The sequence below is a fragment of the Butyrivibrio proteoclasticus B316 genome (assembly GCF_000145035.1).
Lineage (GTDB): Bacteria > Bacillota > Clostridia > Lachnospirales > Lachnospiraceae > Butyrivibrio > Butyrivibrio proteoclasticus.
In genome coordinates, this window is the sequence record NC_014387.1 from 3,199,581 (window position 1) to 3,211,977 (window position 12,397).

General features: G+C 41.5%; 8 protein-coding genes. All 8 read right to left on the reverse strand.

Annotated features, from left to right (window positions below; genetic code table 11):
* Window positions 1-29 precede the first annotated feature (29 nt).
* A complete protein-coding gene (locus BPR_RS13320) occupies window positions 30-782 on the reverse strand; it encodes an RsmE family RNA methyltransferase (protein WP_013282008.1) in 753 nt (250 codons plus the stop codon).
* Complete coding sequence (gene prmA, locus BPR_RS13325) at window positions 782-1,819, reverse strand: 50S ribosomal protein L11 methyltransferase (RefSeq protein ID WP_013282009.1); 1,038 nt, start codon at window positions 1,817-1,819, stop codon at window positions 782-784. The genes BPR_RS13320 and prmA overlap by 1 nt, the downstream gene beginning before the upstream one ends.
* Window positions 1,820-1,919: 100 nt before the next feature.
* A complete protein-coding gene (gene dnaJ, locus BPR_RS13330; protein WP_013282010.1) occupies window positions 1,920-3,095 on the reverse strand; it encodes a molecular chaperone DnaJ in 1,176 nt (391 codons plus the stop codon).
* 111 nt (window positions 3,096-3,206) lie between these two features.
* Window positions 3,207-5,090 carry a molecular chaperone DnaK gene (gene dnaK, locus BPR_RS13335; RefSeq protein WP_013282011.1) on the reverse strand — a complete coding sequence of 628 codons (1,884 nt, stop codon included), beginning with the start codon at window positions 5,088-5,090 and terminating at the stop codon, window positions 3,207-3,209.
* Window positions 5,091-5,170: 80 nt separating this feature from the next.
* Window positions 5,171-5,872 (reverse strand): nucleotide exchange factor GrpE, encoded by a 702-nt coding sequence (gene grpE, locus BPR_RS13340; RefSeq protein WP_013282012.1) that lies wholly within the window; start codon window positions 5,870-5,872, stop codon window positions 5,171-5,173.
* Window positions 5,873-5,919: 47 nt separating this feature from the next.
* Window positions 5,920-6,951, reverse strand: a complete 1,032-nt coding sequence (hrcA, locus tag BPR_RS13345) for a heat-inducible transcriptional repressor HrcA (protein ID WP_013282013.1) — start codon at window positions 6,949-6,951, stop codon at window positions 5,920-5,922.
* 217 nt (window positions 6,952-7,168) lie between these two features.
* Window positions 7,169-7,972: a fibronectin type III domain-containing protein gene (locus BPR_RS13350; RefSeq protein ID WP_042257109.1), complete on the reverse strand. Its 804-nt coding sequence runs from the start codon at window positions 7,970-7,972 to the stop codon at window positions 7,169-7,171.
* On the reverse strand, window positions 7,962-12,257 hold the full coding sequence (locus tag BPR_RS21475) for a S8 family serine peptidase (protein WP_013282015.1): 4,296 nt from the start codon (window positions 12,255-12,257) through the stop codon (window positions 7,962-7,964). Before BPR_RS21475 ends, BPR_RS13350 begins: the two co-directional genes overlap by 11 nt.
* Window positions 12,258-12,397 lie beyond the last annotated feature (140 nt).

Here is a 12,397-nt window from a genome sequence, read left to right on the forward strand (position 1 = left end):
TTCTAATTACCTTGATTCATATATTTATATCAACCTTCAAGATGATACATAAGCCATGAAATAATCGTAAATCCCGCTGTCTCTGTACGTAAAATTCTCTTTCCAAGCGTAATTGGCATTATATCATTTTCTCTGCAAAGGTCAATCTCCTGCTCTGAGAAGCCGCCTTCCGGTCCAATGAAAACAGCGATGTTCTGTCCCGGCTTAATATTCTCTATAATGCGCTTGGTTTCTTCTATTCCTTTGGCATTCTCGTAAGGAATTATCTTAACATCCATATCCTTGGCAAATTCCACAGCCTGTTTCATAGTCATAGGCATGGTCACTTCCGGAATGATTGCTCTTTTGCTCTGCTTGGCAGCTGCCTCAGAAATAGCCTGCCATCTTTTTATCTTATTCTCTGCCTTTTTATCATCCAGTTTGACAACGCATCTCTTGGTTGACATAGGAACTATCTGAAATGCGCCAAGTTCAACGGCTTTCTGTATAATAAGCTCCATTTTATCAACCTTGGGAAGTCCCTGGAAAAGATATATCTTGGAAGGCAGTTCATTACCCACCTTCTCGATAAAGCACAGATGTCCGATCACGCTGGAGTCAGTGATATCTTCTATTTCATAAAAGATCTCTTTGCCCTCGTCATCATCCCTTATGCTGACAGAAAACTGTTCACCCTTCTGCATACGAAGGACGTTGGCAATATGATTATAATCATTTCCTGTGATCTCAACAGTTTTAAAATCAGGCGTAACCTGACTACTCTCAACAAAAAAGTGATACATTAATTCTTCCTCGAAGTGATTGAAACCCAGTCTCCCTGATGATGAATCTCAAGAATCTCGAGTCCGGCATCAAGATGTGCTTTTTTAACTTCTTCTTCCTTGGTGTTAATAATACCAGATGTAATATATATTCCGCCCTTTTTGAGCTGATTCAGGATAACCGGAGTAAGCGGAACCAGAACATTGGCCAGAATATTGGCAACAACAATGTCATACTTATCGTACCCAACTGTATCCTGAACTGCCTTATCATCAATGATATTGCCAATCATCATATCAAACTTATCTGCAGCTATACCATTGTTCTCCATATTCTCTTTAACAGCAGGGACCGCACATTTATCAAGGTCAGTTCCAACTGCATGCTTAGCTCCGAACATAAGAGCCAGAATTGATAATACACCGCTTCCGGTACCAACGTCCAAAAGCTCAGTTTCTGAAGTAACATACTTCTTAAGCATTCTAATGCAAAGCTGTGTAGTCTCATGCATTCCGGTTCCAAAAGCTGTGCCGGGATCAATATGCAGAACCATCTCAGCTTTATCCTTGTCATCTTCCGTTTCCTTCTCCCAGGATGGGATAACCAGGATATCATCTATATAAAACTTATGGAAATACTGCTTCCAGTTATTAATCCAGTCTATATCCTCAGTAACGTCTACAGAGATAGTGCCATCTCCAATATCTGAAAAGCTCTTAAGTTCATCAAGCTTCTCTCTGATAGCCGCCTGCATCTGCTCAGGAGTTCTCTTCTCCTGTACATATTCTCCGTTCTCATCAGGAAGTTCGACTGTAAGCATATTCTCATCGTCAATCTCCAAAAAGAAATTAAGATAAGCCACACCACTGTCAATTCCGGTATCCTTCTCATCAGGTTCAAGCTCAGGAGCATCTATGAACATCTGCTCTTTATCAGCTGCTGAAAGAGGTGCGTTATCTTCAATCTGTGCACCCTCAAGTCCTATATCCTCCAAATAGCTGATAATGATATCTTCAGATTCTTCATTGGTACGTACTCTAAATCTCATCCATTTCATAATAAATTATCCTCTATATATAACGCACAAATACTTCCGTAGTTAATATACACTACTTTAACTACGGAAGTATAACATATCTGTCAATATTTTATGAATTTTACTTGAAGAAGCCCTTCTTTTTCCTGCCACCATTGTCCGGGCCTTTATCATCACTGCCGCCCATAACTCTGTCTGCTGCTCCAAGAGAATCACCTGTCTTCTCATCAAACTGCTTGAGAAGTTCCTTGGCTTCCTTGGAAATCTTCTCAGGGATCTGAACTACAAGAGTCACATAATGATCGCCTCTTGAATCCTTGTCTCTAAGTGAAGGAACGCCCTTTCCACGAAGTCTTACTCTGGTATCAGTCTGTGTTCCCGGCTTAACATCATAAGCTACCTTACCATCTACAGTATCAATGATAACTGTGCCACCAAGGGTAGCAATAGCAAATGACATCGGAACTACGGAGTAAATATCATATCCTTCTCTTTGGAAAATAGGATGATCTGATACAACTACCTCTACTAAAAGGTCTCCTCTAGGTCCGCCATTAACTCCGGGCTCACCCTTTTCTCTGATTCTGACGCTCTGACCATTATCTATACCTGCAGGAATTGAAACCTTGATCTTCTTCCTGCTGGCAATGTACCCTGTGCCGTGGCAATCCACGCACTTGTCCTTGATAACCTTACCGGTACCACCACATTCAGGACATGTCTGAACATTTCTGACAGTTCCAAAGAATGACTGCTGAGTATAAACAATCTGTCCCTTACCACCACACTTAGAACATGTCTGAGCTGATGTTCCGGGCTTAGCACCTGTACCATGACATGTTGGGCATGGATCCTTGATGGTAAGCTCAAGCTCTTTCTCACATCCAAATACAGCCTCAAGGAATGTGATCCTCACGCTGGCACGCAAATTAGCACCCTTGGAAGGGCCTGTTCTTGCACCGCCTCTGGCTCTGCCGCCACCAAAGAAATCTCCAAATATATCTCCGAAAATATCTCCGAAATCAGCACCATTGAAATCAAAGCCACCAAAGCCGCCCTGACCGCCATCAAATGCAGCATGACCAAACTGATCATACTGACGTCTCTTCTCCGGGTCACTCAGTACAGCATAAGCCTCTGATGCCTCTTTAAACTTCTCAGCTGCAGCCTCATCTCCCGGGTTCATATCCGGATGATACTTCTTGGCAAGCACTCTGTATGCTTTTTTAATCTCATCCTCACTTGCGCCTTTACTTACGCCAAGGACTTCATAATAATCACGCTTCTGTTCTGCCATATTACTCCTGAATAATTCTATATAATAAGCATACTGCTACTGTTCACTGCGCCTTTGTAGTGAACAGTAACAGTATAATACCATCATCAGTAAAATAAAATTATAAAAGAATTAAACTTCTCTATAATCTCCATCAACAACGTTGTCATCACCTGCAGAAGTGTTCTGAGAAGCGCCTCCCATATCAGGGCCTGCACCTGCTCCCATGTTTGGACCAGCACCAGCTGCTCCCTGAGCATTCTCATACATCTTAGCAAAAACTGCTTGAGCGTCGTTCATGAGCTTTTCTTTCTGGCTCTTAAGAGAATCAATCTCAGAGTCTGAAAGTTCTTTATCCTTAGTCTGCTCAAGGAGTTCCTTGAGAGCCTTGATATCGTCTTCTACAGTCTGTTTCTGAGAAGCATCTACCTTATCTCCAACATCCTGAAGAGCTTTCTCTGTCTGGAATACGAATGCATCTGCATCATTACGTGCATCGATTCCTTCCTTACGCTTCTTGTCCTGAGCCTCATACTCCTGAGCCTCTTTAACAGCCTTATCGATATCTTCATCTGACATGTTAGAACCAGCTGTGATAGTGATGTGCTGCTCCTTACCTGTTCCAAGATCCTTAGCTGATACGTTAACGATACCGTTTGCATCGATATCGAATGTAACCTCGATCTGAGGTACTCCTCTCATTGCTGGAGGAATTCCATCAAGTCTGAACTGTCCAAGTGACTTATTGTCCTTGGCAAACTGTCTCTCACCCTGAAGTACGTTGATATCTACAGCTGTCTGGTTATCAGCAGCAGTTGAGAATACCTGGCTCTTCTTGGTAGGGATTGTTGTGTTACGCTCGATAAGTCTTGTAGCAACACCACCCATTGTCTCGATAGAAAGTGAAAGAGGTGTTACATCAAGAAGAAGGATATCACCTGCACCTGCATCGCCGGCAAGCTTACCACCCTGGATAGAAGCACCGATAGCTACGCACTCATCAGGGTTAAGGTTCTTGGAAGGTTCCTGACCTGTAAGCTGTTTAACCTTCTCAACAACGCAAGGAACACGAGTTGATCCACCAACAAGGAGAACCTTACCGATATCTGCATTTGTAAGACCAGCATCCTTCATAGCGTTCTGAACAGGAATAGCTGTTCTCTCTACAAGATCATGAATAAGTTCTTCGAACTTAGCTCTTGTAAGATCTACATCAAAGTGCTTAGGGCCATCTGCGCCTGCTGAAATGAATGGAAGGTTGATGTTAGTTGTTGTAGAAGAAGAAAGTTCCTTCTTGGCCTTCTCTGCAGCTTCCTTAAGTCTCTGCATAGCCATCTTATCACCGGAAAGGTCTACGCCCTCTTTATTCTTGAAATCCTGAACCATCCAGTTGATGATTGCCTGGTCGAAGTCATCACCACCAAGATGTGTATCACCATTTGTTGAAAGAACTTCGATAACGCCATCACCGATATCAATGATAGATACATCGAATGTACCACCACCAAGGTCATAAACCATGATCTTCTGTTCTTTTTCATTATCAAGACCATAAGCAAGAGCTGCTGCTGTAGGCTCGTTGATAATTCTCTTAACCTCAAGACCTGCAATCTTACCTGCATCCTTAGTTGCCTGACGCTGTGCATCATTGAAATATGCAGGAACTGTGATAACTGCCTCTGTTACTTTTTCGCCGAGATACTGCTCTGCATCAGCCTTCAGCTTCTGAAGAATCATAGCTGAAATCTGCTGAGGAGAATACTTCTTGCCATCAATTGTACGACCATTGTCTGTACCCATATCTCTCTTAATTGAAGCAATTGTATTATCTGCATTAGTTACTGCCTGACGCTTAGCAGGCTCACCTACTATTCTCTCTCCATTCTTTGTAAAAGCTACGATAGAAGGTGTTGTTCTTGCGCCTTCAGCGTTAGCGATAACTGTAGGCTGTCCGCCTTCCATAACTGCTACGCAGCTATTTGTTGTACCAAGATCGATACCGATAATCTTACTCATCTTATTTTCCTCCGTTTATTTGAATAATGTACAAATCATCTGAATTTTCGGATTGCTTAATTGCTGCAATCCTATATCACTTATTGTGCAACAGCTACCATGCTATGTCTGAGCACGGTGTCGTGGAATTTATATCCCTTTTGAAGTTCCTGTGCAACTATTCCTGATTCATATTCTCCACTTTCTACCTGCATTACTGCATTGTGAAGATTTGGATCAAACTCTTTACCCACAGCTTCAATCGGGGTTACCCCAAGATTTTCAAGCTCTGTAACAAGCTGCTTGTAAATCTTGTTCATGCCTTCTGCAAAAGCTCCATCTTTTTCATTTTCTGGAACTGCTGCAAGGCCTCTCTCAAAATTGTCTATAACAGGAAGAAGCTTCTCTAATACATTACTCTGACCCTGCTCAAACATCTGAGCCTTCTCTTTGTCAGTTCTCTTCCTGAAGTTATCGAACTCAGCCATCTGTCTCATGACACGGTCATTAAGCTCGTCAACTTTTTCTTTAAGTGGATCTTTCTTGTCCTTCTTGGCGAAAGGATTCTTTTTCTTGTGTTCCTTGCCTTCGGCATTGTCTTCAGAAGTCTTATCTTCAGCTGTATCCTCAGATGTCTCTTCAGCTACAGTCTCTGTCTCAGCAGCACTATCTGCTGCCTCGTCAGCCTTTTTATCTGTAGCCTCAGCCTTCTCTTTGGCTTCAGCCTCAAGTTCTTCCATGATATTCTCAAGGACTTCTTTGTCCTGCTCGCTTACAGGCTTGTTCTTGTCTGTGTTACTCAAATCAACTGCCTCCTATACAAATCTTTCTATCTCAAAATGCACATTTGCTAATCCTTCTTATACAGATCATCAAGCGCATGCCTCATATTCTTAAGTGTAGTGATTACCTTGTCGTAATCCATTCTCTTAGGTCCGATGATACCAACTGTACCCTTCATTCCATCTCCGAGCTCATATGTTGCTGTTACAACACTGCAATCCTTCATGGCCTGGACAGGAGTTTCATTACCTATGTATACCTGAATTCCAGTCTCCTCGGCGTCTGCTGAAAGAGTTCCCTCTACGATACTGGACAAGTCCTTGGTATCTTCAAAGGTACTGATCAATTCGCTGGCCTTGGCAGAATCTGTAAGCTCCGGATACTTGAAAATATTCATCGTACCACTTGTATATATCTGAAGATCCTCATCTGCTGTAATTGACTCTGCTGCTGCATCTATAACATTGCCGATGATCTCACTATGGATTCCCGCTTCCTGCTTGACTGCAGCTATTAATCCAAGATTTATGTCCTCAACAGCAAGTCCGTCAAGTCTGGTATTCATCAAGATGTTAAGCTTGAGCATCGTAGCATCATCAAGTACTTCCTCTACAGTGATGATCTTGTTCTTGATAACATTGCCTTCTATCACTATGGTTGCCAACAGATGTTCATCATCAACCTTGGATATCTGTATGAATTTAAGTTTATTCTTCCTGATCTGAGGAGCAGAGATCATAGTGGCGTAATTCGTATCAACTGCAAGAGTCTTGGCCACCTGCTTGAGAAGATTCTCAAGCTTCTCTTCCTTATCAAGAAGCATTTCCTTCATGTTCTCAACTTCAGCTTCCTTGTCCCTGAGCATCTCATCAACATATACTCTGTAGCCCATATCTGATGGAATACGTCCGGCTGAGGTGTGCGGCTGAATTATAAGCCCCATCTCTTCAAGGTCTGCCATTTCATTACGTATTGTAGCTGAGCTAAGGTTAAGGTCTGTATATTTGGAAATCGTTCTACTGCCAACAGGCTCTCCCGTTTCCAAATAATTCTTGACTATAGCATGAAGTATTTTTCTTTTTCTCTCGTCTAATTCCATAAGCCCTTCCTCTGTAATCACCGGTAAATTCATTGGAATGGTATTGATTTTTGAAGTGTTAGCACTCACTTCATTTGAGTGCTAACATCTTCTGTATCATAAGTTATCACTATGAAGCTCACATGTCAACCTTGCTTTTATAAAATAAATGTTAATAGTCTTTTTTCATAGAAATAGGAGCCTGCTAAAAGCAAGCTCCTACTTATTAACTAATATATCAGCCGCCTAATTTCTCAAGCAGACCTTTAACTTTTATAGATACTGGAGCAGATGGCTCAGAATAAACTTTTTCCTTGCCCTGCTTCTGGTAAGCCTTAACCTGGAAATAATATGTTCTGTTCTTGTTTACCCATAAGTTATTGTAGCTGTTTCCAGAAGTTGAACCAAGCACTTTATATGTTCCATTTTCTGACTCAGCACGGTAAACTGTGTAGCCATCAGCACCCGGAACTTCATCCCATGATACATCTACTCCGATAAGTCCCTGTGTAGCCTGAACATTTGCAGGAGCTACAAGCTTAGGTCTTCCAACCTCAACCGTATCATCAAGTACAACATTTGTCAAAACATCTTTATCGCCATCACTTATCTGGAATACTTCTGTTTTAAATGTAGTACTCTGGCTCTCAATTCCAGGTTTAACATAGAATGTAAGTGTTAAAAGAGATCCCTTAACATACTTGCCTTCATCATGTACGAATGCGAAAGAAACACCTGTCTGGTCGCCTTCCTTATAATCCTTGTTGAAGTCTCTTTCGCTGAAATTGACGTTTCCCTTACCCTGTGCAAGTGTGAGAACTTCAGGATCATATAAAACTGCTATTCTTCCATCAGTAACTCTTGTTTTATCAAACTTAAGTTCATATGTAACAACAGGATTGCTTTCCTTACCTGATACACTTGTAACTGTATGAATTGGTTCGCTGTCAGCCGCATGTGCTGTTGTTGCAGGCAGTCCAGCGAAAAGAATAAGTGAAGTCATTCCGAGAACGAAAGCTTTTTTAATAGACTTAATCATCATTCTCTCCTCCTTCTGTAGTTTCTTCTGAAGCTGCATCTGCAGATGAATCTGAGCTTTCTGCACTAGCTTCTACACTAGCCTCATCGGCTGAATTATCTTTTTTCTCATCGTTAATATCATAGAATATTTCTTCAGATGAATCCTCATCAGCTTCATCAACTGCTGTTTCATCTACAGAAGAATTATCTGTGCTTGCATCCTCAACGGACTCATCATCAGGATCTTCTGTGCCATTCCAGCCGCCGCGCTTTGTAACTGTTACTTTTACTTCAGCTGAAAGATGATTGCCATCCTTATCAGTAGCAACTGTTGTAGCTGTTACTACAGCTGTTCCTTCCTTAACACCTGTGATGACACCGTTTGCATTTACTGTTGCAACGCTCTCATCAGAAGATGTCCATTCTACTCCGTCATAGCCTTCTTCAAGCCACTTAGGACCAACTGTTGCAACTACCTGTGTTCTAGAGCGCTCTCTTACAGATACTTCTGTCTTATCCAAAGTGATCTCTGTTACAAACTTAGTATCAGCATGACCTGTGTTATTGAAACGATATACAGATGTATTCAAAGCATAGTCAAATACTTCTACATAGAAAACATCTTCAGGAGCATCAATAGTAACTACAGAATCAACACCCTTTTCAAGCTGGTTAACAGCATATCTGCTAACGATATCGCCATTTCTGTTAAGTATAAGAACAGATGATACATATCTGTTATCATAAACAGAAATATTGTACTTGCCATCTTCATTCTGAGCAGCACCTACAATTTCAGGCTCAGTATTATCGATAGCAATAGGTGTTGTAAGGTAAAGTCCCTTACCCTTAAGTGTAGTTGGATCTTCTACATTATCATAGTAGCTTGGAACTGCCTCAAGTGTAACATCAACTTCTACACCATCTTCAAGAGCATTACCATCCTTATCAGTTCCTTTCCACATGAGATCAAGATACTGGATGTAATTCTCCCACTGGCCCTGATAAATGAATGCTGCATAGTTCTCAAGCTGAGTATCCTCGTAGTAAACTTCTCCAGTATTTCTGTCTGTGATAGACATGATAACTCTGCTTGCATTTCTGATAAGTGAGTAGTACATACTTCCAAGTGCTGTTCCATTCTGTGAGCTGATAGCATTTCTGTCAGGAACATACTGAGCATCATCAGTAACAAGATTAGGAATAAAGTACATCTCGTTTTCAGATGAGTAATCACCTAATGGGTACACTGACAGGAAGTTAGTCTTGGAGATACCTGTATATGTCTGTGCGCTGTACGCAGGATTGTGTACGCTCTCTTCAAAGTCAAAGTCTTCAAACATTGAAGAATCCATCCAGCTTCCATAGAAAGCAAGGAAAGGAACTGAGAGATCCACATTACCCTTTACATATACGAAACCATCTACATAAATACCATTCTCAAAGCCTGCAAGATATTCTCTGTCAGCGTCTGAAAGATTGATATTTACATTAACTGTAGTCTGATCTGTAACTCTTACAACCTCAAGTCCAAGATTTGCAACATCTGACTTGCCATTCAAAACCTTACCAAACAGATATACGTCCTTAGTATTAAGAACTCCATCATCATTCAGATCAAAGTAATCCTGATTCTGATCAATAACCTGATTCTCAGCTGAATCATTTATTACCTGAAGTAATGCCTTTCTGTCGTCTTTGTTAACTGTACCATCGGCATTGATGTCATATACAAGTGCTGTATCACTAGCAGAAAGAGAAACAGAAGGATTAAGTACATGTGATGATCCTGCAAAATATGTGATACCGCTCTGTTCATAGAGCTGCTCAGTCATTACTGTAGAGTCAAGTACATAGTACTGAGGAACATCTGTCATGTTGTAAACATCAAAAGCAAAACTATAATTTCCGCTCTTCTCAGGATCTTCGCCGAGAACAACCTTAACCTTACCATCGTTTCCAGCCTTGTCTCCTACAAGAACATATGAAGGAGTAGAAACTGCGTTATATACATTTGCAAGACCTGCACCCTGTGATCTAGGTGAGAACTCAGGAGCGCTAGGATCGTTATCCTCGTGAAGAGGAATAGCTGTACTCATGAGAAGTGTCTGTGCCAGTGTACGAACGGAAAGACCTGTCTTGTCTGCAAGTCCATTTTCACGGATATACTGTTCTACAAGTGCACTCTGACCTGAAATAGAAGGAGCAGCCATTGAAGTTCCGCTCATCAGACCATATGTACCACCGTCTCTTGTTGAATAGATGTTTCCACCAGGTGCTGTAATCTCAGGCTTAAGATCAAGAGAACTTGGAACACCATATGATGAGAAATCACTCATTGTATATCCATCAGATGTATCTGTCTTAACGCCAATCTTGGAAGAAACAGTGATTGTTCCCGCAAAAGCATTATCTGCTATCTGCTCAGAATCAGCTGCAATTATCTGTGCATCTGCAAGAGTGATCGATACTGCAGGAATAACAGCTGTGCTGCCCTGAAGTGTCATGCTGATCGTACCAGGCTGATTGTTATAAATAATAACAGCCTTAGCGCCTGCTGCTTCAGCATTCATCTGCTTCTCACCAAATGTGATGGCTCCACGCTGAACAAATACAATCTTATCAGTAACATCCAGTCCCTCATAATCCGTAGGCACGCCAGTTCCGGCAATAAGTACAAATGGATAATCTGTTCCGTTTCCTGTTGTATCCAAAGTAGCAAACTTAGGAGCAAGTGTATCATTACCATCTGTATAGAAAATCTTCTTGCCATCAGCTGTTGCAAAGTAGTTACCAACCATTCCGTTATTAACAGCACTTGCTACAGTAAGCGCATTTGTATATGATCCCGGTGATCCTACTGTATCCTGGTTAACATCCTTGCTGAGGTTAACACCATATGTTGAATCATCAGTCCAACGTCCGGAGTTACCTGCTGAAATAGATACTACAGTGCTTGTTCCCTCAAGCTTTTTGAAGATTCCGTTTACATATTCTTCTGAATCTGAAGAGTAACCGGCTGCACTTGAACCAAGTGAAAGGTTAACTACATCAGCCTTAAGAAGAAGAGCATCCTCGATAGCTGCCATATAGTCATCACTATATGCACCGCCGCCCTTACCAAATACCTTCATAGTAATGAGCTGAGCATCAGGAGCAATACCTACAACACCAACATCCTGTCTTGCATATCCACTCTCAGAAGATGAGTTTGGAACATAGTAGTTAGCTGTAGAAATTCCAGATACGTGTGTACCATGGTCGCCCTGGTTATCATTATCATGAGTTACATCAAGATCCTTATCAACATAGTTGAATGCGAATGGGATTTTTTCATTAAGGTATAACTGCTCAGCAGTAACACCCTGATTTTTCTGTGCAACATTAAGATTTGGAAGAACTGCTGCAATTTCCTCTGCTGTAAGAAGTGAGTAATCTGCAACACTCTTTCCGGCAGCTTCTGCTGTCTCATTCAAATGAGCATCAAAAGCACCTGCATCAAATGATGGGTGATCAGCATCAATACCGGTATCAATTATAGCAATTCTTGTGCCTGCGCCTGTATAACCTGCTGCCCATGTTGTATAACTTCCAACCATATCACCTGATGTGATTGTCATAGGCTCTGCAGTCTCCTGTGGATCATACTTCTGAGCCACATAAACAGCAGCAACGCCGTCTACATTAACGATATTTTCAATATCTTTGTAAGCAACATCAGCTGATACTGCATTTGTAAGAATTGAGAGATTATAGTTAACATCAAGTTCCTCTCCATCGAGAGCTTCCTCAGAAATCTTCTCAATAGTCTCCTCCTGCTCAGCAATGATATTCTCTGAGAGGCTCATAGCCTCACTGTTATCAGCAAGATTCTCTGTGTCAAATCCTTTATCAAGGACCGCATCACCTTCCATAACGATGATGACACGAGTCTGCTCATCCGGATCCTTTTTCTCTTCAGGCAGCTCTGTTACTTCCCCATTAAGAGCTGTTGAAGGATCTTCAAGTCCTTCTTCCTTAGGATCTACCTTTTCAAACAAAGGTGCATCCTCATTTTCTTCAGATGAAGCTTTTTCTGAATCAGCTTCTGCGGCAGATGATGCTTCTTGTGCGCTCTCGTCAGCAACTACAGTCTCTTCTTCAGAAGAGCTCTGATCGTCTGTTTCGAAAACTACTTCTTCCTCACTTGTAGAAAGAGAAGCAGCGTCATCCCCAGAAGTAGCTGCAGCAGTAATTACATTTGTAAACGCAAAAGTTGCGCTCAAGATCACTGCCAGCACCCTAGCGGGTCCAACTTTTCTTTTCATACACTTATCCTCCACTTATTATTTATAAAAAGTACTTTTAATTAGTACGTTTTTATCTGTTCCTCGTAATAGTCTGACAAAACTAATCTGATTTAAAGCGTCGGCTCGTTATCGCTTTTAAGCAATAAAGCGTTTCCAGT

Excerpts from the sequence above, each read along its gene's own strand:
- dnaK (WP_013282011.1), bottom strand. The coding sequence starts at position 5,090 with ATGAGTAAGATTATCGGTATCGATCTTGGTACAACAAATAGCTGCGTA.
- hrcA (WP_013282013.1), bottom strand. The coding sequence starts at position 6,951 with ATGGAATTAGACGAGAGAAAAAGAAAAATACTTCATGCTATAGTCAAG.
- prmA (WP_013282009.1), bottom strand. The coding sequence starts at position 1,819 with ATGAAATGGATGAGATTTAGAGTACGTACCAATGAAGAATCTGAAGAT.
- dnaJ (WP_013282010.1), bottom strand. The coding sequence starts at position 3,095 with ATGGCAGAACAGAAGCGTGATTATTATGAAGTCCTTGGCGTAAGTAAA.
- BPR_RS13320 (WP_013282008.1), bottom strand. The coding sequence starts at position 782 with ATGTATCACTTTTTTGTTGAGAGTAGTCAGGTTACGCCTGATTTTAAA.
- BPR_RS21475 (WP_013282015.1), bottom strand. The coding sequence starts at position 12,257 with ATGAAAAGAAAAGTTGGACCCGCTAGGGTGCTGGCAGTGATCTTGAGC.
- BPR_RS13350 (WP_042257109.1), bottom strand. The coding sequence starts at position 7,972 with ATGATGATTAAGTCTATTAAAAAAGCTTTCGTTCTCGGAATGACTTCA.